This window comes from Pseudomonas sp. N-1-13, assembly GCF_057787095.1.
Window position 1 is genome coordinate 260,068 of the sequence record NZ_JBYNRI010000001.1, and the last position, 21,604, is coordinate 281,671.

Consider the following 21,604-nt stretch of genomic DNA (forward strand, 5'->3'; position numbering starts at 1 on the left):
ACGCGGGCGCGATGGACTGCGCTGTGTTGGCTGCGAAGCGGATCGCAGCCAGCGGGTTATTTCTTGAAGCGCAGGGTCAACGCATCGGCCACGGCCGGGTGGACGAACTTGGTGATATCGCCGCCCAACGCCGCAATTTCCCGCACCAGGGTCGAGGAAATGAAGGAGTAGCGCTCCGACGGCGTCAGGAACAGGCTTTCGACGTCCGGCGCCAACTGGCGGTTCATGTTGGCCAGTTGGAACTCGTATTCGAAGTCCGAGACCGCACGCAGGCCACGCAGGAACACATTGGCGTTCTTTTCCTTGGCAAAGTGCGCCAGCAGCGTCGAGAAGCCGACCACTTCCACATTGGGCAGATGTTTGGTGACCTCGCGGGCCAGCTCCACACGTTGCTCCAGCGGGAACAGCGGGTTTTTCTTCGGGCTGGCGGCGACGGCGATGATCACATGGTCGAACAGGCGCGAGGCGCGTTCGACCAGATCGCCATGGCCCTTGGTAATAGGGTCGAAGGTACCTGGGTACAACACTCGGTTCATCGCGTCGTCCTGGCGGGTGTCCGTTGGGGAGTCGGATGGTATCGCAGCCTACTCGGTCGGCCAAGTCGGCTGTAAGGTAAGTAAGCACTATAGACAGTGCGAATAATCCGCCAACTCATGGGTTTTTCAAGCGATCGGCCAGGGATGTGGCCAATTGTGCCGTCAGCCCATACACCGATAATTGCGGATTGGCGCCAATGCTGGTGGGGAACAGCGAGCCGTCATGGATGGAAAGATTACTCAATTGATGATGTCGCCCAAGGCTGTCGGTGACGGCGCTTTTCGGATCTTCGCCCATGGCGCAACCACCCATCACATGGGCGCTGCCCAGGCGCGTGCGGTACAAGGCCAGGTCCAGGCCGTCGATCAGCGTACGGGCCTGGGCCAGGTTTTTCACGTAACGGGCGTCACTGTGCATTGGCATGACCGCCCTGGCGCCGCCGGCAAACTGAATCTCGGCCATGCTGTGAAACGCCCGGCGCAAGCCGTCCCAGGCATAAGGAGACACCGCATAGTCGAGCACAGGTGTGCCGTCGCTGCGCAACTGAACGTTGCCGCCGCTGCTGTCGGGGTGAAAACCATCGCGCAACAGCGCCAGCATGGCGTGGGTGTGGGGCAGTTGCGCCATATGCTCGGCGTTCTCGCTGCCAAACCCGCCCAGTAGCGCGGCGGCGAGGGCCGGGTGCAGGGGCGGAACTTCCAGTTTGTAGGACATCTTGCCGGTGGCGCCGTCCTGCCACTGGAAATGATCTGAATAAATCGATTGTGGTGCGCCGTAGAACGGATTGATCACCTCGTCGAATTGACCGGCCGACATGTTTACCAAGTGCAGGAAGGTGCGTTTACCCAGGCGTCCGTGCGGGTCGGGCGCTTCGGAGCGCAACAGCAAGGCCGGGCTGTTGATGCTGCCGCCGGCCAGTACGTAGTGCCGCGCCTTGACCGTGACGTGCCGTCCTGTCGGTGCCACACAACGTTCGTCCATGGCCAGGCATTCGAGGCCGACAACCGCAGCGTTTTTGATCATCAGCCGTTCGGCCCGTGCCAGGTAAAGCAGCGCGCCACCCTTGTCCAGCGTGGCCGGAATGGTGGTGACCAGCATCGACTGCTTGGCGTTGGTCGGGCAGCCCATGCCGCAATAGCCCAGGTTCCAGCAACCGCGCACATTGCGCGGGATGACGTGCCAGCTATAGCCCAGCTGTTCACAGCCTTTGCGGATCACGTCGTTGTTGGCATTGGGCGGAACCTGCCAGGGTGCCACCCCAAGGCGCTGTTCCATTTTTTCGAACCAGGGCGCCATTTCCTCGGGGCTGTGGCCCTTGACGTTGTGCTCGGTGGCCCAGTGATCCAGGGTCTGATCGGGCGTGCGGAAACAGGAGGTCCAGTTGATCAATGTCGTGCCACCCACCGCGCGCCCCTGAAGAATGGTGATGGCGCCGTCCTTGCTCATGCGTCCGAGGCCTTCCTGGTAAAGGCTGGTGTAGGCCTGGTCCTCGAGCAGCTTGAAGTCATGGCTGGTCTTGAGGGGACCCTCCTCGATCAACACCACCTTGTAGCCGGCGGCGCTGAGGATTTCTGCCGTGGTGCCCCCGCCGGCGCCGCTGCCGATGATCGCAACGTCCGCTTCCAGGGTCAGGTCCTGGGTCAACTGCGCACCGTTGTAGGTGGTCCAGCCGCGGGCAAGACCTTCGCGGAAGAGATCGGGTACGGGCATGTTGGTGTTCTCTTATTTTTATGAGTATGTGATGCCCCCCTTTGGGAGCGAGCCTGCTCGCTCCCAAAGGGTTTGGATGTGACTGTTAAACCGTTGGCGGTCCCGGGTATCCACAATGCGCCCAGGCCTCGGCCTGGCTGTACCACGCCATCATGACCATTTGCAGCAACGAGCTGTGCCCCTGGCGAAGCAGGTCGAGCGAGCTGTTTTCCCACCGACCGAGAAATTTCTGGATGTCATCGACGCTGGCGTTTTCCCACGAGCCCCAGATTCCGGTCAGTGGCCCACGGGTAACGCCCAGCGTGAGCACGTCGAATAACTGGTGCGTGAGCTTGAGCATGGATGGGGACAGATGAGCCAGGGTGGTGTCCAGGCTTTGCAAGGTCGCTTCAGCGGCGCCAGGAAGCTTTTCAGCGACCACGGAGCCGTCCAGCATCACGGGAATGACGGCGCGCAAAAACGGCAGGTCGTTGTCACGCAAGGCTACAAAACCGCTGGCCGAGCGGCTGGGGCCGCAACCGCTCAGGCTGGCACCCAGCCCGACGGTGACCAGGAAGGCGCTGGCGCCGAGGCTGAACTGCAACAGGCCGCGTCGTGAGAGGGCAGGTGTATCGGTCAGGCTTGGATTCATTATTGTTATTACCCGGAAAGACTGCTGCTAACGGACAAACAACTTCTGGATCAGTTTCTGGAGGGGCTTGCCGTATGGTGGATAAATCAGTTTCGCCGCGTTGAACCGCTGTTTGCTCAGTACGCCCTTGGCCTTGCTGAACGTCAGGAAGCCTTCGTGACCGTGGTAGTGCCCCATCCCCGAGGCGCCAATGCCGCCGAAGGGCAGGTCGTCCTGGGCGACGTGCAGCAGCGTATCGTTCAGGCAAACGCCACCGGAATGGGTCTCGTTGAGCACGCGATGATGCTCGGCCTTGTTGTAGCCAAAGTAGTAGAGCGCCAGCGGGCGAGGCCGCTGATTGATGTAGGCAAATGCCTGGTCCAGGTCCTGATAAGGCACGATGGGCAGCAGCGGGCCGAAGATTTCGTCCTGCATGACGGTCATGTCATCGCTGACGTTGAGCAACAGGCTGTGGGCCATGCGTCGCCCCTGACCTCGATCGAACAACTCGATCAGCAATGCGCCCTTGCTGGTGGCATCGCTTATGTAGCCGTTGAGTCGCGCCAATTGTCGTTCGTTGATGATCGCGGTGTAGTCCGGATTGTCAGTCAGGGTCGGATAAAACCCGCGAACCGCTTCGCGATACGCTTCAACGAATTCGCCGACACGGTTCTGCGGCACCAGTACGTAGTCCGGTGCGACACAGGTTTGTCCGGCATTCAGGGTTTTGCCAAATGCAATGCGCTCGGCGGCGTCCTTGAGGGGCACGTCCGCGGATACGATGGCGGGCGATTTGCCTCCCAGTTCGAGCGTGACCGGGGTCAGGTTCTCGGCGGCGGCGCGCATCACGTGCTTGCCAATGCTGGTGGCGCCGGTGAACAGCAAGTGGTCGAAGGGCAACCTGGAAAACGCCATGCCGACCTCAGCCTCGCCGAGCACCACGCACACCAGATCCTGAGGGAAAATGCGCGCCAGCAGTTGTTTGAGCAGCAACCCGGTGGCAGGGGTCGATTCGCTCAGCTTGAGCATCACCCTGTTGCCCGCCGACAATGCCCCCACCAGCGGCCCGATAGCCAGGAACAGCGGGTAGTTCCAAGGCACGATGACCCCGACCACGCCCAGCGGTTGGTACACCACTTTGGCTGACGCCGGCTGGAAGGCCACGCCTACCTTGCGCCGGGAAGGTTTCATCCAGCCCTTGAGGTGTCGGCTGGCGTAATGGATGCCGTGCAGGCTCGGCATGAGCTCGGCCAGCAGCGTTTCGTCCGCGCTGCGGTGGCTGAAGTCCTGGCTGATAGCGTCGATCAGTGCTTGTCGCTCGTTGCTCAGTAACTCGCGCAACGCCTTGAGCCATTGCCGCCGCTGCTCGGCAGGTGGCATGGGGTGGGCGGCAAAGGCCTGGCGCTGGGTGTCGAAAAGCGCTTGCAGTTCGCCCAGGTGCTGTTGAGATTCGCGCAGGTAAGCAACGTCGGCAGGCATGGGCGGGCACCGATAGTATTAGAGTGAGTGTTTTCTAGAGCTTGTGCTCTAAAAAGTCAACCGACATCCGTGACGCCTTTGGGTTTGTCCCGTGACCGATAGGTCGTAAGATGCCGTTCAATGCTTTCGTCGAATTAAAGCTCAAGCCATGGCCATACGAATAAAAACCAGCGAGCGCATCGTGCAGAACAGCCTTGAGCTGTTCAATCAGCAGGGTGAGCGCAGCGTCAGCACCAACCATATCGCCGCCCACATGGACATGTCCCCGGGCAATCTCTACTACCACTTCCCCAACAAGCAGGCGATCATCGCCGTATTGTTCAGTGAATACGAAAACCTGGTGGACAGTTTCCTGCGTCCGCCCCAAGGCCGTGCGGCTACTGTCGAGGACAAGCGTTTCTATCTGCAGGAGTTGCTCTCGGCGATGTGGCGCTACCGCTTCCTGCACCGAGACCTGGAGCATCTGCTCGACAGCGACCCGGACCTTGCCGCGCGCTATCGTCGGTTTTCCCAGCGTAGTCTGATTCACGGCACCGCTATCTACGAGGGCTTTGTGGCCGCCGGTATCCTGAAAATGGACCGGGTGCAAATCGAGTCTCTCACCCTCAATGCCTGGATCATCCTCACGTCCTGGGTTCGTTTCCTCTGCACCACACGGGAAAACTCCAACCATTTGAGCGAGCAGGCCATCAAGCGTGGGGTCTATCAAGTGCTGGTGCTGGAGGCCGGTTTCGTGACTGAGCAGGCCCGCGAAGCGGTGGATGCGCTGTTCAAGGAGTTCTATGTCCCCCTGGCCCAGACCCTGGAAGAAGGGGCGTAAGATTCAAATTCGATCGAGCCACAGGAGCCCGTTATGCCCATTGCGCAACTCATCAGTCCTCAAGCCCTGGAACACAGGCGGTCGCAGCCCGGGCTGGTGATCCTCGATTGTCGTTTTGCCCTGGAGGACTCGGACTACGGCCAGCGCAGTTACGCCGAAGGCCATATTGCCGGGGCGTCCTTCGCTGACCTCGAACGGGACCTGAGTGGGCCGGTCACCAAAGGCGTGACGGGCCGCCATCCGCTGCCGGAGCCTGAGGCCCTGATGAAGCGTTTGCGGGCCTGGGGGATCGGCAACGACAGTGACATCGTTTTGTACGATGACGGCCCTGGCGCCTATGCCGCCCGGGCCTGGTGGTTGCTGGCCTGGCTGGGTAAGCGCGATGGCGTTTATATCCTCGATGGCGGGCTCAAGGCTTGGCATGCCGCCGGTTTGCCCTTAAGTCTCGATCCACCGGTCAACGGTCCCGGGACCTTCAGTGGTTCGCCGGACGCGACCCTGTTGCTCAGTGCCGAGGCGCTTGAGCAGCGTCTCGGTGAGCCGGACATGACCTTGCTCGATGCCCGGGCGTTGCCGCGTTTCAAGGGTGAGGTCGAGCCGATCGATCCGGTGGCCGGACATATTCCGGGCGCGCAGTGCGCACCGTTCACCGAGAACCTGGGTGCTGATGGGCGCTTCCTGCCAGTCGACCAGCTCAAGCAGCGTTTTGCCGAGAAATTGGGAGGACGCTCGCCGACGGAACTGGTGGCCTATTGCGGCTCCGGCGTGACGGCATGCCATAACCTGTTTGCCTTGTGCCTGGCGGGGTATCCGTTGGGGAGGTTGTACGCCGGTTCATGGAGTGAGTGGATCACCGATCCCCAAAGGCAAGTGGCGGTCGGTGACTGAACGCAGGCCCCGCAGGAGATCGCAGCCTCGTTACGCTCCTCAGCTCCTACAGGACAGGTCCGCCAGCCAACTGGGGATTCGCCGCTCCAGGTAATACCCCGGGCGGCGCAAGCTCCCGTCGACAAAGCCCACATGCCCGCCTTGTGCATGCAGTTCAAGTTGGGTAGAGGCAGACAGCTCGCCAGATTCGGGCAAGCTGTGGGGGAATACGAAAGGATCGTCGCAGGCCTGGATGACCAGGGTCGGCGTGCTGATCTCGCCCAGAAAGTAGCGACTGGAGGCGCGGCGGTAATAGTCCGCCGCGTCAGAGAAGCCGTGCAGCGGCGCCGTCACGCGTCCATCGAAGTCCCAGAAGGTGCGCATGTTTTCCAGGGAGCCCAGCGCTGTGAGGGTCGCCAGACCCTCGTGGCGTCCGTCGTGCTTGAACTGGCGTTGCTTGTTGCGCACGTAGGCCACCATCTCGCGCATGAAATGGGCCTGATAAAACCTGGAAAATCCCTGTCCGATGCGATCGGCACACTGGTCGAGGCGAAACGGTACCGACACCGCGACCGCTCCTTGCAACTGACTGTCGCCGCCTGTTTCCCCCAGGTGCTTGAGCAGCACGTTGCCGCCCAGTGAATAGCCCACCGCAAACAGCGGTGCCAAGGGGCGGCGGGACCGCAGATGGGCGATGGCGGCGGCCAGGTCTTCGCTGGCCCCCGAGTGATAGCTGCGGGGCAACAGGTTCGGTTCTCCCGAGCAACCGCGCCAGTTCAACGCCACGCTGGCCCAGCCCTGATTGCCAAGAGCCTGTTGCAGGCCGGCCACGTAGGGCGAGTTGGAAGAACCGGTCAGCCCGTGAAGCACCAGCACCAGTGGCGCGTCGACTCGATGTGGGCCATGCCAGTCGAGATCGAGAAAGTCGCCGTCTTCCAGCCACAGGCGCTCACGTTCCCGAGTGATGTGGATGGTCTTGCGCCACAGCGGTCCCCACAAGGTTTGCAAGTGCGGGTTGCCAAGGCCCAGGGCCGGGACGAAGTGTTCAGATGCAGCAGACACGATCATTTCTCGATGCACTGGCCAGCCGTTCAGCCAACGGCCTCGGCCACACGTTGCCACAACGCGTAATACACCCGTCCGGATTTCTGTTCACGATGCAGGCGCCAGTTGCCCGGCAACCCCAATGTGGACGGGGCGGCTTCGCTTTCAGTGTAGACCCAGGCATCGTCGGCCAGCCAATGACGTTCTTCGAGCAGGGTGCAAACGGCCGGCAGCAGGTTCTGATTGAAAGGCGGGTCGAGGAACACCAAGTCGAAAGGCGTCGCTGGCTGGCTGTCCAGATAGCGCAGCGCGTCGGCGGTCTGCACCTGACCGACGGTGCAGCGCAGTGTGCCCAGGTGCTCTTTTAGGCTGGAGACCGCCAGGCTGCTGGCGTCCAGCGCCTGCCCCATGGCGGCGCCACGAGACAACGCCTCAAGAAACAATGCACCGCTGCCGGCAAACGGGTCGAGTACCCGAGCGCCGGCCACGTAGGGCGCGAGCCAATTGAACAGGGTTTCGCGTACCCGGTCCGGGGTTGGGCGCAGGCCCGGCGCGTCGGGGAAGCTCAAGCGCCGGCTGCGCCATTGGCCGCCGATGATGCGCAACTGATTCACACCGTTATGCACGGGTTTCTTGCTGGAATTGGATGGGCGGGCCATTAGTGCTCCGGAACCCCGAGCGGTTGCTCGGCAGGTTTTTCAGTGGGTGCCGGCAGCGGCTTTTGCGGCACGGTCGGACCGGCGGTGACGATGACCATTTTATCCGTGCTCAGGTGTTTGTTCAGCGCGGCCTTGACCTGTTCGACGGTCAGTTCCTGGGACTGACGCATGAAGTCTTCCAGGTAGCTGAGCGGCAAGTCATAGAAACCCATGGCCCCGAGCTGGCCGACGATGTCTTCGTTGCTGGCGGTGGACAGCGGGAAACTGCCGGCCAGCTCGCGCTTGGCGTCATCGAGCTCTTTTTGGGTCGGGCCGTTCTTCAGGTAATCGGCGAAAACTTCCTGCACCAGTTTCAGCGTGCCTTCGCTCATTTCGGCGCGGGTCTGCAGGTTGATCATGAACGGGCCACGGGCCTGCATCGGCGAGAAGCCGGAATACACGCCGTAGGTCAAGCCACGCTTTTCCCGGACTTCGGTCATCAGTCGCGTGCCGAAACCACCACCGCCGAGGATCTGGTTGCCCAGGGACACGGCCGCATAGTCCGGGTCGTCCCGATCGATGCCCAGTTGCGCGAGCATCAGGTTGGTCTGCTTGGACGGGAACTCGATGTGACCTATGCTCGCCTTCGGTTCAACCGGTTGCACGGTCTTTGCCAGCGCCGGGCCCTTCGGCAGTGCGGCGGACACCTGATTGGCAATCGCTTCGGCTTCGGCGCGGGACAGGTCCCCCACCAGCGCAATCACCGCGTTGCCGGCGGCATAGGCCCTGGCGTGGAAAGCCTGGACCTGGGCCAGCGTGATCGCAGGAATGCTTTGCGCGGTGCCGTCACTGGAATGGGCATACGGATGATCACCGTACAGACGCTTCATCAGTTCCAGCCCCGCCAGTTTGCCGGGGTTCTGCTTCTGGTACTCGAAACCTGCCAGCAGCTGATTCTTGATGCGCGCAAAGGAGTCGGCGGGGAAGGTCGGTTTGCCAACGACGTCGGCGAACAGCTTCAGCGCCGGCTCGCGCTTGTCCACCGCACTGAGACTGCGCAGTGACGCCAGGGCCATGTCCCGCAAGGCACCGTTGCCGAAGTCGGCGCCGAGGCTTTCGAACCCTTGGGCAATGGCGCTGACATCCTTGCCCGCTACGCCCTCATTGAGCATGGCGTTGGTCAACAGCGCCAGGCCGGGTGTATCGCCGTCCTGGCTGCTGCCGGCGGCGAATGTCAGGCGCAGGTCGAACATGGGCAATTCCCGGGCTTCGACGAACAACACTTTGGCGCCGTCAGCGGTTGTCCAGGTTTGTACGTCGAGCTGGCGACGGCTGGGTGCCTTGCCGTCCAGTTCGGCCAAAGATTGCAGCTTGTTGCTGGCCTTGGCTTTGTCCAGCGCCTGGCTGGCGTTGGTGTCATTGGATGGCGACAGGTAAAAGGCCAAGGCGCCGATCAGGGCGATCAACACCACACCGATCAGCACCAGACGCGATGATTTGCGCTCACTCATGAGCTTTCTCCTCGGGCAGGACGTGCGCGACGCTCAGGCGCGAGCGGGTGAAATACAGCTGGGCTGCCTTCTGGATATCTTGCGGGGTCACGCTTTGCAGTTCGGCGAGTTCGGTGTCCATCAGTTTCCAGGACAAACCGACCGTCTCCAGCTGGCCGATGGCGGTGGCCTGGCTGGTGATCGAATCGCGCTCGTACACCAGGCCAGCGATGACCTGGGCGCGGACGCGCTCCAGTTCCTCGGCGGTCGGGGCAGTGGTTTTCAACTGTTCGAGCAAGCGCCACAGACCGGCCTCGGCCTGGGCCATTGTCTTGTTTTTCTGGGTGTTGGGCGTGGCCGACAAGGTGAACAGCGTGTCGCCACGGGTATAAGCGTCGTAGCTCGACGAACCGCCGGACACCAGCTCTTCGCCGCGTTCCAGCTGGGTCGGGATCCGCCCGCTGTAGCCGCCATCCAGCAAGGCCGAGATCAGCCGCAGGGCATTGACCGAGCGTTTGTCGGTCGCGGTGGCGATGCTCGGTACGTTGAAGGCCAGCATCAGGCTTGGCAGTTGGGTCTGCACATGCAGGGTAATCTGCCGCTCGCCAGGTTCGGCCAGTTCCAAGGGGATCTTCGCTGGCGGTACGTCGCGCCGGGCAACCGGACCAAAGTAACGCTGGGCCAGCGTCTTGACCTCGTCGGGCGTGACGTCGCCGACCACCACCAGGGTCGCGTTGTTCGGCGCGTACCAGGATTCGTACCAGTGGCGCAGTTCCTCGACTTTCATCCGCTCCAGGTCGGCCATCCAGCCGATGGTCGGCGTGTGGTAGCCGCTGGCCGGGTAAGCCATGGCCTTGAAGCGCTCATAGGCCTTGGACATCGGCTTGTCGTCGGTGCGCATGCGGCGCTCTTCCTTGATCACCTCGATCTCGCGGCTGAACTCCTCCGGCGGCAGGCGCAGGCTGGCCATGCGGTCGGCTTCCAGTTCGAAGGCAACGCCCAGGCGATCGCGGGCCAGCACCTGGTAGTAAGCGGTGAAGTCATCGCTGGTGAAAGCGTTTTCTTCGGCGCCAAGGTCGCGCAGGATCAGCGAAGCTTCGCCGGGGCCGACTTTCGAGCTGCCCTTGAACATCATGTGTTCCAGCGCGTGGGACAAACCGGTCTGGCCCGGGGTTTCATAACTGGAGCCAACCTTGTACCAGACCTGGGACACCACCACTGGTGCGCGATGATCTTCGCGCACCACGACCTTCAGGCCGTTGTCGAGGGTAAATTCATGGGTGGGTTGTGGATCGGCAGCCAAGGCTGAAAAAGGCAGACAAACTGTGCTGAGCAGCAGGCCTGCAGCACGGCGGGCAAGAGCATTCATTCGTGTTTAAACCTGTTGGGCTGCCCGCTAGGTCTTAGCGTCGGCGGGCGAGAGGGTGCTAGGATACTGATCCGTTTTACTGGCGGCCACGCCTATCGGGCCTTTTCTCGGTCCGGGGTTGTTTGGGTTCTCGGAAGAAGCCCTGGGTTTGTTCGTTGATCCCAGCGTTTTCGCCGATGATGCCCTGCCAGTCCTTCGAAAAAATCGACCTTGAGGTGTCCTGGGGACAACTCGACAAAATGTTGCGCGTGAACAAGCTGGGTGAAACGCAGTCTGTTCAGCATCGAATATTTATCACCGAGGCGCCCTGGTGGCGCGTCGCTACCGTGAGATAGCCGTCCTCCATGTTTGGTTCCAACGACGACAAGAAGACCCCAGCTGCGGCTGGCGAGAAAAAAGGCCTGTTCGGATGGCTGCGCAAGAAGCCGCAGGAAACTGTCGTCGAACAGCCGCAACCGCTGCCTGAGCCCGATGCCGAGGCGGTGGCCGAACAAGCTGCCCCGATTGTCCTGCCGATTGCCGAGCCGGTATTGCAACCGGCCGAGCCCGAGCCGAAGTCGAGCGCTGAACCGGTGGCCGAGCAACCGCTGACCCCACCCGAAGGGCAAACCCCCTGGCTGACCTTGCCCGTGGCGGAAGAGCCGGTAGCGCTGGTGGAGGAGGCGCAGGCGCCGCATATCGCCCCGCCGATTCCGGCACTGACCCCATCTGTCGCGGCCCCGGCCGTGGAGCCGATCGTCGAAGTGCCAGCGCCTGCCATCATGCCTGTCGCTGCCCCAGCCGCCCCTGAACCGGAGCCTGTTGCAGTTGAATTGCCAGCTCTCGCAGAGCCCGCGCCTGCCGCCGAAGAGAACAAGGTCGGCTTCTTCGCCCGCCTCAAGCAAGGCCTGTCCAAGACCAGCGCCAGCATCGGCGAAGGCATGGCCAGCCTGTTCCTGGGCAAGAAAGTCATCGACGACGAATTGCTGGAAGACATCGAAACGCGCTTGCTGACCGCCGATGTCGGCGTCGAGGCGACGTCGGTGATCATCCAGAGCCTGACTCAAAAGGTGGCGCGCAAGCAGCTCACCGACGCCGACGCTTTGTACAAGTCTTTGCAGGGCGAGTTGACCAACATGCTCAAACCGGTGGAACAGCCGCTGGTGATTGCCTCGCAGAACAAGCCGTTCGTGATCCTGGTAGTGGGCGTCAACGGCGCCGGCAAGACCACGACCATCGGCAAACTGGCGAAGAAGCTGCAGTTGGAGGGCAAGAAAGTCATGCTCGCCGCCGGCGACACCTTTCGCGCCGCTGCGGTCGAACAGCTGCAAGTGTGGGGCGAGCGCAACAAGATTCCGGTAATCGCCCAGCACACCGGCGCCGACTCCGCTTCAGTGATTTTCGACGCCGTGCAGGCCGCCAAGGCCCGTGGCATCGATGTGCTGATTGCCGACACGGCCGGTCGCCTGCACACCAAAGACAACCTGATGGAAGAGCTGAAGAAGGTTCGCCGGGTGATCGGCAAGCTCGATGCCGACGCACCCCATGAGGTGCTGTTGGTGCTGGACGCCGGCACTGGCCAGAACGCCATCAACCAGGCCAAGCAGTTCAACCAGACCGTCCAACTGACCGGACTGGCCCTGACCAAGCTCGACGGGACCGCCAAGGGCGGGGTGATTTTCGCCCTGGCCAAGCAGTTCGGCCTGCCGATTCGCTACATCGGCGTGGGTGAAGGCATCGACGATCTGCGCACCTTTGAAGCCGAGCCCTTTGTCCAGGCACTGTTTGCCGAGCGGGAGCACTCATGATTCGTTTCGAACAGGTCGGTAAACGCTATCCGAACGGTCACGTCGGCTTGCATGAGCTGAGCTTTCGGGTCCGTCGTGGCGAGTTTCTGTTTGTCACCGGCCATTCTGGCGCCGGTAAAAGTACCTTGCTGCGCCTGCTGCTGGCGATGGAACGGCCCACCACCGGCAAATTACTGTTGGCCGGCCAGGACCTGAGCACCATCAGCAATGCCCAGATTCCTTACTTGCGTCGGCAGATCGGCGTGGTGTTCCAGAATCACCAGTTGCTGTTCGATCGCACGGTGTTCAACAACGTGGCGTTGCCCTTGCAGATCCTTGGCCTGTCCAAGGCCGAGATCAACAAGCGCGTGGATTCGGCCCTGGAGCGTGTGGCGCTGTCGGACAAGACCGATCTGTACCCCGGCGACCTGTCCACCGGCCAGCAACAGCGCGTGGGCATCGCCCGCGCCATCGTTCATCGCCCGGCCTTGCTGTTGGCGGACGAACCTACCGGTAACCTGGACCCGCGTCTGGCGGCGGAAATCATGGGCGTATTCGAAGACATCAATCGCTTGGGCACCAGCGTGCTGATTGCCAGTCACGACTTGGCCCTGATCGCGCGCATGCGTCACCGCATGCTCACCTTGCAACGCGGTCGACTGATCGGTGACGGGGAGGCTGGCGTATGAGTGCGACCCGCAGCCCCAAGGTGGCCGAGCGCGTGGCTCCGAAAGCCTCCGATCCGCAGCCGCCAAAGAAGAAGCGCGACGATGACGACGGCCCGGATTTCGCGACACTGTTTCACGCCTGGGTCGAAAGCCATCGCGCCAGCCTGCTGGACAGCCTCAAGCGTCTAGGCAAGCAGCCGATCGGCAGCTTTTTTACCTGCATGGTGATGGCGGTGGCCCTGAGTTTGCCCATGGGCCTGTCATTATTGCTAAGTAATGTGGAGCGCCTGGGTGGCTCCTGGCAGCGTGCCGCGCAGATTTCCCTGTATTTGCAGCTGGAAGCGACCCCTGCCGAAGGCCAGGCGTTGCGCGAGCAGATCAAGGCCATGCCGGGCGTGGCCGACGCCGAATACATTGGTCGCGAGCAGGCGCTGGAAGAATTCCAGCAGCAGTCCGGCCTGGGCGATGCCCTCAAGGAACTGCCGGAAAACCCGCTGCCGGGTGTGGTACTGGTGACACCCGACGAAGTCGACAAGCCGACCCTTGAAGCATTAAGACAAAGACTTTCCGAGTTGCCGAAGGTACAACAGGCGCAACTTGATCTAGTCTGGGTCGAGCGTCTTGCGGCGATCCTCAAGCTCGGCGACCGATTTGTCTTCGGTCTGACGGTGCTTCTGGTTTCTGCATTACTTTTGGTGATAGGCAATACCATTCGTCTTCATATTGAAAACCGCCGCACCGAGATAGAAGTGATTAAACTCGTCGGCGGTACGGACAGTTATGTACGCAGGCCCTTCCTTTATATGGGGGCGCTGTATGGCTTCGGTGCGGGGATTCTGTCCTGGGGCGTATTGGCGTTTGGCCTGGACTGGCTGAATGACGCGGTAGTGGGGCTGGCCGGTTTGTACGGCAGTGATTTTTCCCTGGCCGGAGTGCCAGCCGCCGACGGTCTGTCGCTCTTGCTTGGCGCGGTGCTGTTGGGTTATATCGGTGCATGGATTGCGGTAGCACGCCACTTGCGTGAGCTTGCTCCAAAATAGTGTTTTTTGCGCGTATTGACCTTTCGGTTTTTGTGGGAACTTGTCCTACGGTTCCCGGTCAATTTTCGCAGTGCTGAACTGCACGAGTTATGTGAGTCGGAGGTTTTTTCGTATGACCACTTCTTTGCAACCTGCTTATGCTCTGGTCCCGGGTGCGAACCTGGAGGCCTATGTGCACACGGTGAACAGCATCCCTTTGCTGACGCCCGAGCAGGAGCGTGAACTGGCCGAGAGTCTCTATTATGAGCAGGATCTTGAGGCGGCTCGGCAGATGGTGCTCGCCCACCTGCGTTTTGTTGTACATATCGCCCGCAGCTATTCCGGCTACGGGCTGGCCCAGGCCGACCTGATCCAGGAAGGCAACGTCGGCCTGATGAAGGCGGTCAAGCGTTTCAACCCGGAAATGGGTGTGCGCCTGGTGTCGTTTGCAGTGCACTGGATCAAGGCGGAAATCCACGAGTTCATCCTGCGCAACTGGCGCATCGTGAAAGTCGCGACCACCAAGGCCCAGCGCAAGCTGTTCTTCAACCTGCGCAGCCAGAAGAAACGTCTGGCCTGGCTGAACAATGAAGAAGTCCATCGTGTGGCCGAGAGCCTGGGCGTCGAGCCGCGGGAAGTGCGCGAGATGGAAAGTCGCCTGACCGGCCATGACATGGCCTTCGACCCGGCCGCCGAAGCGGACGACGACAGCGCTTTCCAGTCGCCGGCCAACTACCTGGAAGACCACCGGTATGACCCGGCGCGTCAACTGGAAGACGCCGACTGGAGCGACAACTCCAACACCAACCTGCACGAAGCTCTGGAAGTGCTGGACGAGCGCAGCCGTGACATCCTTTACCAGCGCTGGCTGGCCGAGGAAAAAGCCACGCTGCACGACCTGGCGCAGAAGTACAACGTGTCGGCCGAGCGGATTCGCCAGCTTGAGAAGAGCGCGATGAACAAGCTCAAGGTGTCGATTGCGGCTTGACCGGCGCAACAGCCATAAAAAACGCCCCGATCAGTGATGATCGGGGCGTTTTTTTGTGCGCCAATGTTTGACGCCACGCAGATCCCTGATGTGGGAGCGAGCCTGCTCGCGATGGCGTCGGGTCAGTCGATGACGATGTCGAATGATCCGACGCCATCGCGAGCAGGCTCGCTCCCACAGGGGATCTTCAGCGCCTCGGCTACTGGGCCCAAGGCGCCCGCCGCGAATCATTGAGCCCCAGCAGGTAGCTGTCACCCCCCAACTGGCTCATCTGCCGGCGGATCCAGTTCGCGCGCCGCAGTACATAAGGGCTTGGGCGTGCGGCGCTCCATACCCGGGGGTTGGGCAGGACCGCCGCCAGCAGGCTGGCCTGTTGCCGGGACAATGCATCGGCGCTTACCCCAAAGTGATGCCGCGCTGCGGCTTCGGCACCGAACACACCGTCATCCCACTCGACGCTGTTGAGGTACACCTCGAGGATCCGCTGCTTGGGCCAGAGTATTTCGATCAGCGCGGTAAACCAGGCTTCCAGGCCCTTGCGCAGCCAGCTGCGGCCCGGCCACAGGAACAAGTTCTTGGACACTTGCTGGCTGAGGGTGCTGGCGCCGCGAATCGAGCCGCCACGTCCGTTATGGGTAAGCGCGGCCTGGATCGCACCGAAGTCGAAGCCCCAGTGCTCTGGAAATTTCTGGTCCTCACCTGCGATTACCGCGATTTTGAGGTTGTCGGAAATCTGATCCCAGGGTTGCCAGGTACGCTGCAGGTCGATCGGCTCGCCACCGAACCAGGACTCAACCTTGCGCTCGATCATCAGCGCGGTGAACGGCGGCGGCACCACGCGAAACAACAGCACCAGCACAACGCTGCCGACGGCGAACCAGAGCAGGGCTTTAACGAATCGTCGAAACAATGAACGCAACATAGAGATGGCTTGGCCGAACCCGTCGAGCGGGCCATTATACAGACCCTGTCCACCGAGTCTGACTGGAGTTCTCATGCTGCGTAGTTTTCTGATGCTGGCTGCTTTTTTCGGCTTCACCGGCGTGGCACTGGGAGCGTTTGCCGCCCACGGCCTGAAAAATCGCCTGAGCGCCGATTACCTGGCGATCTTTCATACCGGCGTCACCTATCAGTTGGTACACACCCTGGCGTTGCTGGGCGTCGCGCTGCTGGCCACGCACATCCCCGGACGTATCGTCACCTGGGCCGGGATTTCGTTTGTCATCGGTATCCTGCTGTTCTCCGGGAGTCTGTATCTGCTGACGCTCACGGGCATCAGCAAACTGGGCATTATCACGCCGTTCGGTGGGGTGGCGTTCCTGATCGGCTGGTTGTGCCTGGGGCTTGCCGCCTGGCGGTTGGGCTGACCGCACGGTCCAATTCATGACGAATGGCTTGGGTCGTCCAGACTGATCGGGCTAGAATGCCAGCCCCTAAAAATGATGGCGGCATCCGGCATGCGCATTCAATTGAACGGCGAACCCCTTGATCTGCCCGACGGTGAAACCGTTGCGGCCCTGCTGACCCGTCTGGAACTGACCGGACGCCGCGTCGCGGTGGAGCTCAATCTGGATATCGTCCCGCGCAGCCAGCACGCCGACACCACGTTGAACGATGGCGACAGCGTCGAAGTGGTCCACGCCATCGGCGGCGGCTAGTCCCTGCGGTTTTCCAGTATTTCGCCAGAACCTCACCCCAACAGAGGATTTCCCATGAGCATCGTTCGTAGCGACAAGCCCTTCGTCCTGGCCGGTCGTACCTACCAGTCGCGTCTGCTGGTTGGCACCGGCAAATACCGCGACATGGAAGAAACCCGCCTGGCCATCGAAGCCTCGGGCGCTGAAATCGTGACCGTTGCCGTGCGCCGCACCAACATCGGCCAGAACCCGGGCGAACCGAACCTGCTGGATATCCTGCCGCCAGATCGCTACACCATCCTGCCCAACACCGCCGGTTGCTTCGACGCCATTGAGGCCGTGCGCACCTGCCGCCTGGCCCGTGAGCTGCTCGACGGCCACAACCTGGTGAAGCTGGAAGTGCTGGCGGACCAGAAAACCCTGTTCCCCAACGTGATCGAAACCCTCAAGGCTGCCGAAACCCTGGTCAAGGAAGGTTTCGACGTGATGGTCTACACCAGCGATGACCCGATCATCGCCCGTCAACTGGCGGAAATCGGCTGCATCGCGGTGATGCCGCTGGCTGGCCTGATCGGCACGGGTCTGGGGATCTGCAACCCGTACAACCTGCAGATCATCCTGGAAGAAGCCAAGATTCCGGTGTTGGTGGATGCCGGTGTTGGCACCGCCTCCGACGCCACTATCGCCATGGAACTGGGCTGTGAAGCAGTGCTGATGAACTCGGCCATCGCCCATGCCCAGCAACCGATCCTGATGGCCGAAGCCATGAAGCACGCCATTGTGGCCGGTCGCCTGGCGTACCTCGCCGGCCGCATGCCGAAAAAACTCTACGCCAGCGCCTCTTCGCCGCTGGATGGTCTGATCAAGTAAGAGCCATTGATGACTGAATCGAACGACACGCCTGTCCTCCCGGAAGAAGGCGAAGAGCGCCAACACCGCCGCATCAAGAGTTTCGTGATGCGCGCCGGGCGCATGACCGAAGGCCAGCAACGCGGCCTGGAACAGGGCACGCCGCTGTTTGTCCTGCCCCTGGCCGATGCGCCGGTGGACTTTGACCAGGTGTTCGGCCGCTCGGCGCCGCGCTCGCTGGAAATCGGCTTCGGCATGGGCCACTCGCTGCTGGAAATGGCCGCCGCGGCGCCGGAACAGGATTTCATCGGTGTGGAAGTTCATCGTCCCGGTGTGGGCGCGCTACTCAACGGCGTACTGACCCAAGGACTGACCAACCTGCGGGTCTACGACTGCGACGCCATCGAAGTGCTCAACCGCTGTGTGGCCGACAACAGCCTCGACCGGCTGATGCTGTTCTTCCCTGACCCATGGCACAAGAGCCGCCATCACAAGCGCCGTATCGTCCAGGCGTCGTTCGCTGAGTTGGTGCGCAGCAAGTTGAAGGTCGGCGGTGTGCTGCACATGGCCACCGACTGGGAACCCTACGCCGAGTACATGCTGGAAGTGATGAACGTCGCCCCGGGTTACCGTAACCTGGCCGAAGACGGCAAGTGCGTACCGCGCCCGGCCGAACGACCGATCACCAAGTTCGAACGCCGTGGCGAACGCTTGGGGCATGGGGTTTGGGATTTGAAGTTCGAGAAGGTGGCTTAAACACCAGAAGATCCTGCTGAAATGGGATCCCCTGTGGGAGCGAGCTTGCTCGCGATGAGGCCAAAACATTCAATATCAATGTTGACTGTCAGGCCGCCATCGCGAGCAAGCTCGCTCCCACATTTCGTTCTGTGCTACATCGAAAATCAGCGACGGTCAGCGACCACCCCAATCAACACCAGCACCACCAACAGCACCGGTGCCAGGCTGTAGTTGTTGAACTGGCTCAAGCCCCGGACGACCCACGGCGTGGCGTAGATCAAGGCCGCGCCGCTGCCGATCATGCACAGCAGGGCGATCAGCGGGACGCGCAAGGCCCCGGCAATATTGCCAAGGCGTTGTTCGACCCAGCCCTTGATGTCGGCACCAAACAGCACCAGCAGGCAGCCTACCAATGCCAGGGAGATTTCCGACAGGTTGCTGCGGCTCCAGCGGGACACGGTGGCGAGCAGGTCGAGTACCAGATCCATGGGGTTTCCTTGTGTGATTAGCTCAAAAATTTCTGCAACAGGTCATTGAGAAACAACTGTCCGCGCTCGGTGGCTGCCAGACGTGCCGGTTCGACCCGCAACAACCCGCTTTGTTCGGCCTCGCGTCGGCCTTCAGCCAGACTCTGCAAAGGCAGGCCGGTGCGTTCGGGGTAAAGCCGCGCGTCCACACCTTCGGTCAGGCGCAGCGCGTTCATCAGGAACTCGAAGGGCAGTTCTTCATTGCTCAGGGTTTTCTCGCCGGCCAGGAAGCGTTTGGCTGGGTTGAGGTAGTCCTTGGGCAGGCGGGTTTTCCAGGTGCGCACAATACGCCCGTCCGGATGGCTGAGCTTGCCGTGGGCGCCCGCGCCGATGCCGATGAAGTCGCCGAAACTCCAGTAATTGAGGTTATGCCGCGCCGGTCGCCCGGGCTGGGCGTAGGCCGAGACTTCGTATTGGCTGTAGCCATGTTCGGCCAGCAGCGCTTGCCCGGCTTCCTGGATGTCCCACAGCGTGTCGTCCTCCGGCAAGGTCGGCGGCTGGTTCCAGAACACCGTGTTTGGCTCCAGGGTCAACTGATACCAGGACAGATGCGTGGGCTTCAGTGCAATGGCCTGGCGCAAGTCGCTCAAGGCGTCGTCCAGGGACTGATCGGGCAGGCCATGCATCAGGTCCAGGTTGAAGTTGTCGAACCCGGCCTGACGGGCCATGCCGGCGGCGCGCACAGCTTCGTCACCGTTATGAATCCGGCCCAAAGCCTTGAGCTTGGCTTCCTGAAAGCTCTGGATGCCAATGGACAGGCGATTGATGCCCAGTGCCCGGTAAGCGACAAATTTCTCTTGCTCGAAGGTCCCTGGGTTGGCTTCCAGGGTGATTTCAATGTCATGGGCGAAGGGGATTCGCGCCTCGACACCTTTGAGCAGCCGGCCCAGGGCCTGGGCGCTGAACAGGCTTGGAGTACCGCCGCCGAAAAAGATCGAGCTCAGTTCCCGGCCATACACCGCCTGCAGGTCCTGGTCGAGATCGGCCAGCAAGGCGTCGACGTATTCTTCTTCCGGCAACTGCGGGCTGGCGGCATGGGAGTTGAAATCGCAATACGGGCATTTGCGTACACACCACGGAATGTGGATGTACAACGCCAGGGGCGGCAGCATTGGCAGCGGTGCCCGAGGCGTTTGCGCACCGCCATGGATCAGAGGTGCGGGGGACTCATCGATCATTGCAGGCCCAGGCGTTGGCGCAGCAAAGCCATGGCGCGGGCGCGGTGGCTCAGCTGGTTTTTTTCCACCGGGCCCAGTTCGGCGCTGGAGCAGTTGCGCTCCGGCACCCAGAACAGCGGATCGTAGCCAAAACCGTGCTCGCCGCTGGCTTCGGTGAGAATGCGCCCGTGCCACAAGCCTTCGCAGAGGATCGGCAGTGGATCGTCGGCATGGCGGACGAGGGCCAGGACGCAGACGAACTGTGCGCCGCGCTCGGCTTCGGGCACATCCTTGAGGGCCTCGAGCAGCTTGGCGTTGTTCGCCGCGTCGCCTTTGCCATCTGCGTAGCGGGCTGAATAGATGCCCGGCGCGCCGCCGAGAAAGTCCACCGCCAGCCCGGAGTCGTCGGCCAGCGCCGGCAGGCCGGAAATGCGCGCGGCGTTGCGGGCCTTGAGGATGGCGTTCTCGACGAACGACAGGCCGGTTTCTTCAGGTTCGACCTGGCTGAACTCGCCAATCGAGCGCAGTTGCACCGACCCGCCGAGCATGGCCTGGAGTTCCTTGAGTTTGCCGGCGTTGTGGCTGGCCAGTACGAGTTGGGTGAAATTCATCATTCGCCGGGGAACAGTTCCTGGTTGAAGTTGAGGGTGTTGATCTTATCGCCCGTTTTCACCTGGATGTTGAAGGTGCGGGTTTCCTGCTGTTTCACCGGGTATTGGGCGATGTAATAGGTCGCGTTGGGTTCGGCCACCTCCTTGAAGTTCAGCGTGACACTGCTGCTGGTAAGGTCCTTGACTGTCCCGCTGACCTCGGCCTTCAAGGGTTTACCATCCTTGAGTACCGAAACGTTGATCACGCCCTGGGTCTTGTCGCGGATCAATCCGGCGGCGTCGGCAATATCCGGCGTCAGGAAGGTGGAATTGAAGGTGTTGTAGTGCACGGTGATGTCGCCGAACACTTCCTTGCGATCGCTCTTGATGACATCCGCGGCCATGGCTCCGGCGCTCAGGCATGCGGTAATGAGAAACAACGCTAGACGTTTCATGTCGTGCTCCTGGTAAGGTCGGGCTTCACACCGCGACCTGATGATCGGCAAGGCCTGGGCTGCTGACCCGATAGATGCCTATTTCACCTAACAGATTAGGCCATAGCTTGCTGGCCCACCCGTGGCGGTGCTGCTGGTCCACCGCCAGGCGATCGATGACCTTGGCTTGGCGTTCGCGGCACAATGCCTCGAAATCCTCGAAGGTGCAGAAGTGGATGTTCGGCGTGTTGTACCAGGTGTAGGGCAGAAATTCCGACACCGGCATGCGCCCCTTGCTCGCCAGGTACCAGCGGCAGCGCCAGTGACCGAAGTTGGGGAAGGTGATGATGCACTGGCGCCCGACCCGCAGCATTTCGTCGAGGATCTTGTCCGGGTAGTGCACCGCTTGCAGCGCCTGGGTCATGACCACGATGTCGAAGCTGTTGCTGGCGAAGTTGCCCAGGCCCTTGTCCAGGTCCTGCTCGATCACGTTTATGCCCTTGGCCACGCACTCGGCGATGTTGTCCGGGTCGTTTTCCAGGCCGTAGCCGGTGACTTGCTTGTGGTCGCGCAGCCAGGTCAGCAGTTCGCCGTTGCCGCAGCCCAGGTCGAGCACGCGGCTGCCGGCGGGGATCCATTCCTGGATGATGTCCAGATCGGCTCTCAT

At 61.6% G+C, this 21,604-nt stretch carries 24 protein-coding genes; 10 read left to right on the forward strand and 14 right to left on the reverse strand.

Annotated features, from left to right (window positions below; genetic code table 11):
* Nucleotides 1–56: 56 nt before the first annotated feature.
* The 4 genes from coaD to AC3I65_RS01220 all read right to left on the reverse strand — a co-directional run bounded on the left by coaD (nucleotide 57) and on the right by AC3I65_RS01220 (nucleotide 4,336).
* Nucleotides 57–536 (reverse strand): pantetheine-phosphate adenylyltransferase, encoded by a 480-nt coding sequence (coaD, locus tag AC3I65_RS01205; protein WP_007897855.1) that lies wholly within the window; start codon nucleotides 534–536, stop codon nucleotides 57–59.
* A gap of 115 nt (nucleotides 537–651) precedes the next feature.
* Entirely contained in the window at nucleotides 652–2,247 is a 1,596-nt protein-coding gene (locus AC3I65_RS01210) for a GMC family oxidoreductase (RefSeq protein ID WP_322834311.1), read from the reverse strand.
* A gap of 85 nt (nucleotides 2,248–2,332) precedes the next feature.
* On the reverse strand, nucleotides 2,333–2,878 hold the full coding sequence (locus tag AC3I65_RS01215) for a hypothetical protein (protein WP_047226029.1): 546 nt from the start codon (nucleotides 2,876–2,878) through the stop codon (nucleotides 2,333–2,335).
* A 27-nt stretch (nucleotides 2,879–2,905) separates the two neighbouring features.
* The gene (locus AC3I65_RS01220; RefSeq protein WP_488523406.1) at nucleotides 2,906–4,336 is read right to left on the reverse strand and encodes a coniferyl aldehyde dehydrogenase; all 1,431 of its coding nucleotides are present in this window, start codon (nucleotides 4,334–4,336) and stop codon (nucleotides 2,906–2,908) included.
* Between the two features lie 148 nt (nucleotides 4,337–4,484).
* Between AC3I65_RS01220 and AC3I65_RS01225 the strand changes: the two genes are divergently transcribed.
* Nucleotides 4,485–5,156 (forward strand): TetR/AcrR family transcriptional regulator, encoded by a 672-nt coding sequence (locus tag AC3I65_RS01225; protein WP_047226027.1) that lies wholly within the window; start codon nucleotides 4,485–4,487, stop codon nucleotides 5,154–5,156.
* A 33-nt stretch (nucleotides 5,157–5,189) separates the two neighbouring features.
* On the forward strand, nucleotides 5,190–6,044 hold the full coding sequence (locus AC3I65_RS01230) for a sulfurtransferase (RefSeq protein ID WP_488523407.1): 855 nt from the start codon (nucleotides 5,190–5,192) through the stop codon (nucleotides 6,042–6,044).
* Between the two features lie 39 nt (nucleotides 6,045–6,083).
* Here AC3I65_RS01230 and AC3I65_RS01235 read toward each other — a convergent pair whose 3' ends face one another.
* Genes AC3I65_RS01235 through AC3I65_RS01250 form a run of 4 tightly spaced genes read right to left on the reverse strand, consistent with a single transcriptional unit; the run spans nucleotide 6,084 to nucleotide 10,564 of the window.
* Entirely contained in the window at nucleotides 6,084–7,085 is a 1,002-nt protein-coding gene (locus AC3I65_RS01235; protein WP_488523408.1) for a hydrolase, read from the reverse strand.
* A gap of 29 nt (nucleotides 7,086–7,114) precedes the next feature.
* Entirely contained in the window at nucleotides 7,115–7,726 is a 612-nt protein-coding gene (gene rsmD, locus AC3I65_RS01240) for a 16S rRNA (guanine(966)-N(2))-methyltransferase RsmD (RefSeq protein WP_047226025.1), read from the reverse strand.
* Entirely contained in the window at nucleotides 7,726–9,216 is a 1,491-nt protein-coding gene (locus AC3I65_RS01245) for a M16 family metallopeptidase (RefSeq protein WP_107321395.1), read from the reverse strand. The genes rsmD and AC3I65_RS01245 overlap by 1 nt, the downstream gene beginning before the upstream one ends.
* Nucleotides 9,209–10,564 (reverse strand): M16 family metallopeptidase, encoded by a 1,356-nt coding sequence (locus tag AC3I65_RS01250; RefSeq protein ID WP_047226023.1) that lies wholly within the window; start codon nucleotides 10,562–10,564, stop codon nucleotides 9,209–9,211. Before AC3I65_RS01250 ends, AC3I65_RS01245 begins: the two co-directional genes overlap by 8 nt.
* A gap of 344 nt (nucleotides 10,565–10,908) precedes the next feature.
* Between AC3I65_RS01250 and ftsY the strand changes: the two genes are divergently transcribed.
* The 4 genes from ftsY (at nucleotide 10,909) to rpoH (ending at nucleotide 15,005) form a co-directional block, all read left to right on the forward strand.
* Nucleotides 10,909–12,351: a signal recognition particle-docking protein FtsY gene (gene ftsY, locus AC3I65_RS01255; RefSeq protein WP_488523409.1), complete on the forward strand. Its 1,443-nt coding sequence runs from the start codon at nucleotides 10,909–10,911 to the stop codon at nucleotides 12,349–12,351.
* On the forward strand, nucleotides 12,348–13,019 hold the full coding sequence (ftsE, locus tag AC3I65_RS01260) for a cell division ATP-binding protein FtsE (RefSeq protein WP_024778908.1): 672 nt from the start codon (nucleotides 12,348–12,350) through the stop codon (nucleotides 13,017–13,019). Before ftsY ends, ftsE begins: the two co-directional genes overlap by 4 nt.
* Nucleotides 13,016–14,038 (forward strand): permease-like cell division protein FtsX, encoded by a 1,023-nt coding sequence (gene ftsX, locus AC3I65_RS01265; RefSeq protein ID WP_488523410.1) that lies wholly within the window; start codon nucleotides 13,016–13,018, stop codon nucleotides 14,036–14,038. The genes ftsE and ftsX overlap by 4 nt, the downstream gene beginning before the upstream one ends.
* A 112-nt stretch (nucleotides 14,039–14,150) precedes the next feature.
* Nucleotides 14,151–15,005 (forward strand): RNA polymerase sigma factor RpoH, encoded by an 855-nt coding sequence (gene rpoH, locus AC3I65_RS01270; protein ID WP_003177476.1) that lies wholly within the window; start codon nucleotides 14,151–14,153, stop codon nucleotides 15,003–15,005.
* A gap of 199 nt (nucleotides 15,006–15,204) precedes the next feature.
* Here the strand turns inward: rpoH and mtgA are convergent, their stop codons facing one another.
* Nucleotides 15,205–15,927: a monofunctional biosynthetic peptidoglycan transglycosylase gene (gene mtgA / locus AC3I65_RS01275; RefSeq protein WP_047226020.1), complete on the reverse strand. Its 723-nt coding sequence runs from the start codon at nucleotides 15,925–15,927 to the stop codon at nucleotides 15,205–15,207.
* 73 nt (nucleotides 15,928–16,000) lie between these two features.
* On the opposite strand from mtgA, the gene AC3I65_RS01280 reads away from it, so the two are divergent.
* The 4 genes from AC3I65_RS01280 to trmB all read left to right on the forward strand — a co-directional run bounded on the left by AC3I65_RS01280 (nucleotide 16,001) and on the right by trmB (nucleotide 18,247).
* Nucleotides 16,001–16,372 carry a DUF423 domain-containing protein gene (locus AC3I65_RS01280; protein WP_047226019.1) on the forward strand — a complete coding sequence of 124 codons (372 nt, stop codon included), beginning with the start codon at nucleotides 16,001–16,003 and terminating at the stop codon, nucleotides 16,370–16,372.
* Nucleotides 16,373–16,462: 90 nt separating this feature from the next.
* The gene (thiS, locus tag AC3I65_RS01285) at nucleotides 16,463–16,663 is read left to right on the forward strand and encodes a sulfur carrier protein ThiS (RefSeq protein ID WP_160893822.1); all 201 of its coding nucleotides are present in this window, start codon (nucleotides 16,463–16,465) and stop codon (nucleotides 16,661–16,663) included.
* Between the two features lie 54 nt (nucleotides 16,664–16,717).
* Nucleotides 16,718–17,512, forward strand: a complete 795-nt coding sequence (locus tag AC3I65_RS01290; protein WP_003177480.1) for a thiazole synthase — start codon at nucleotides 16,718–16,720, stop codon at nucleotides 17,510–17,512.
* A gap of 9 nt (nucleotides 17,513–17,521) precedes the next feature.
* Nucleotides 17,522–18,247, forward strand: a complete 726-nt coding sequence (gene trmB / locus AC3I65_RS01295) for a tRNA (guanosine(46)-N7)-methyltransferase TrmB (protein ID WP_047226017.1) — start codon at nucleotides 17,522–17,524, stop codon at nucleotides 18,245–18,247.
* Nucleotides 18,248–18,393: 146 nt separating this feature from the next.
* On the opposite strand, the gene AC3I65_RS01300 is transcribed toward trmB, so the two are convergent.
* The 5 genes from AC3I65_RS01300 to metW all read right to left on the reverse strand — a co-directional run bounded on the left by AC3I65_RS01300 (nucleotide 18,394) and on the right by metW (nucleotide 21,604).
* Nucleotides 18,394–18,717, reverse strand: a complete 324-nt coding sequence (locus tag AC3I65_RS01300) for a DUF3392 domain-containing protein (protein ID WP_047226016.1) — start codon at nucleotides 18,715–18,717, stop codon at nucleotides 18,394–18,396.
* 17 nt (nucleotides 18,718–18,734) lie between these two features.
* On the reverse strand, nucleotides 18,735–19,868 hold the full coding sequence (hemW, locus tag AC3I65_RS01305) for a radical SAM family heme chaperone HemW (protein WP_218938991.1): 1,134 nt from the start codon (nucleotides 19,866–19,868) through the stop codon (nucleotides 18,735–18,737).
* Between the two features lie 62 nt (nucleotides 19,869–19,930).
* A complete protein-coding gene (gene rdgB, locus AC3I65_RS01310; RefSeq protein ID WP_047226014.1) occupies nucleotides 19,931–20,527 on the reverse strand; it encodes an RdgB/HAM1 family non-canonical purine NTP pyrophosphatase in 597 nt (198 codons plus the stop codon).
* On the reverse strand, nucleotides 20,524–20,958 hold the full coding sequence (locus AC3I65_RS01315) for a DUF4426 domain-containing protein (protein ID WP_047226013.1): 435 nt from the start codon (nucleotides 20,956–20,958) through the stop codon (nucleotides 20,524–20,526). The genes rdgB and AC3I65_RS01315 overlap by 4 nt, the downstream gene beginning before the upstream one ends.
* 25 nt (nucleotides 20,959–20,983) lie before the next feature.
* On the reverse strand, nucleotides 20,984–21,604 hold the full coding sequence (gene metW / locus AC3I65_RS01320; protein WP_047226012.1) for a methionine biosynthesis protein MetW: 621 nt from the start codon (nucleotides 21,602–21,604) through the stop codon (nucleotides 20,984–20,986).

Excerpts from the sequence above, each read along its gene's own strand:
- AC3I65_RS01245 (WP_107321395.1), bottom strand. The coding sequence starts at position 9,216 with ATGAGTGAGCGCAAATCATCGCGTCTGGTGCTGATCGGTGTGGTGTTG.
- AC3I65_RS01300 (WP_047226016.1), bottom strand. The coding sequence starts at position 18,717 with ATGGATCTGGTACTCGACCTGCTCGCCACCGTGTCCCGCTGGAGCCGC.
- AC3I65_RS01210 (WP_322834311.1), bottom strand. The coding sequence starts at position 2,247 with ATGCCCGTACCCGATCTCTTCCGCGAAGGTCTTGCCCGCGGCTGGACC.
- hemW (WP_218938991.1), bottom strand. The coding sequence starts at position 19,868 with ATGCTGCCGCCCCTGGCGTTGTACATCCACATTCCGTGGTGTGTACGC.
- thiS (WP_160893822.1), top strand. The coding sequence starts at position 16,463 with ATGCGCATTCAATTGAACGGCGAACCCCTTGATCTGCCCGACGGTGAA.
- trmB (WP_047226017.1), top strand. The coding sequence starts at position 17,522 with ATGACTGAATCGAACGACACGCCTGTCCTCCCGGAAGAAGGCGAAGAG.
- ftsX (WP_488523410.1), top strand. The coding sequence starts at position 13,016 with ATGAGTGCGACCCGCAGCCCCAAGGTGGCCGAGCGCGTGGCTCCGAAA.
- ftsY (WP_488523409.1), top strand. The coding sequence starts at position 10,909 with ATGTTTGGTTCCAACGACGACAAGAAGACCCCAGCTGCGGCTGGCGAG.
- AC3I65_RS01315 (WP_047226013.1), bottom strand. The coding sequence starts at position 20,958 with ATGAAACGTCTAGCGTTGTTTCTCATTACCGCATGCCTGAGCGCCGGA.
- AC3I65_RS01280 (WP_047226019.1), top strand. The coding sequence starts at position 16,001 with ATGCTGCGTAGTTTTCTGATGCTGGCTGCTTTTTTCGGCTTCACCGGC.
- AC3I65_RS01220 (WP_488523406.1), bottom strand. The coding sequence starts at position 4,336 with ATGCCTGCCGACGTTGCTTACCTGCGCGAATCTCAACAGCACCTGGGC.
- AC3I65_RS01225 (WP_047226027.1), top strand. The coding sequence starts at position 4,485 with ATGGCCATACGAATAAAAACCAGCGAGCGCATCGTGCAGAACAGCCTT.
- rpoH (WP_003177476.1), top strand. The coding sequence starts at position 14,151 with ATGACCACTTCTTTGCAACCTGCTTATGCTCTGGTCCCGGGTGCGAAC.
- rsmD (WP_047226025.1), bottom strand. The coding sequence starts at position 7,726 with ATGGCCCGCCCATCCAATTCCAGCAAGAAACCCGTGCATAACGGTGTG.
- mtgA (WP_047226020.1), bottom strand. The coding sequence starts at position 15,927 with ATGTTGCGTTCATTGTTTCGACGATTCGTTAAAGCCCTGCTCTGGTTC.
- AC3I65_RS01215 (WP_047226029.1), bottom strand. The coding sequence starts at position 2,878 with ATGAATCCAAGCCTGACCGATACACCTGCCCTCTCACGACGCGGCCTG.
- ftsE (WP_024778908.1), top strand. The coding sequence starts at position 12,348 with ATGATTCGTTTCGAACAGGTCGGTAAACGCTATCCGAACGGTCACGTC.
- AC3I65_RS01250 (WP_047226023.1), bottom strand. The coding sequence starts at position 10,564 with ATGAATGCTCTTGCCCGCCGTGCTGCAGGCCTGCTGCTCAGCACAGTT.
- rdgB (WP_047226014.1), bottom strand. The coding sequence starts at position 20,527 with ATGATGAATTTCACCCAACTCGTACTGGCCAGCCACAACGCCGGCAAA.
- metW (WP_047226012.1), bottom strand. The coding sequence starts at position 21,604 with ATGAGAGCCGATCTGGACATCATCCAGGAATGGATCCCCGCCGGCAGC.
- coaD (WP_007897855.1), bottom strand. The coding sequence starts at position 536 with ATGAACCGAGTGTTGTACCCAGGTACCTTCGACCCTATTACCAAGGGC.
- AC3I65_RS01230 (WP_488523407.1), top strand. The coding sequence starts at position 5,190 with ATGCCCATTGCGCAACTCATCAGTCCTCAAGCCCTGGAACACAGGCGG.
- AC3I65_RS01290 (WP_003177480.1), top strand. The coding sequence starts at position 16,718 with ATGAGCATCGTTCGTAGCGACAAGCCCTTCGTCCTGGCCGGTCGTACC.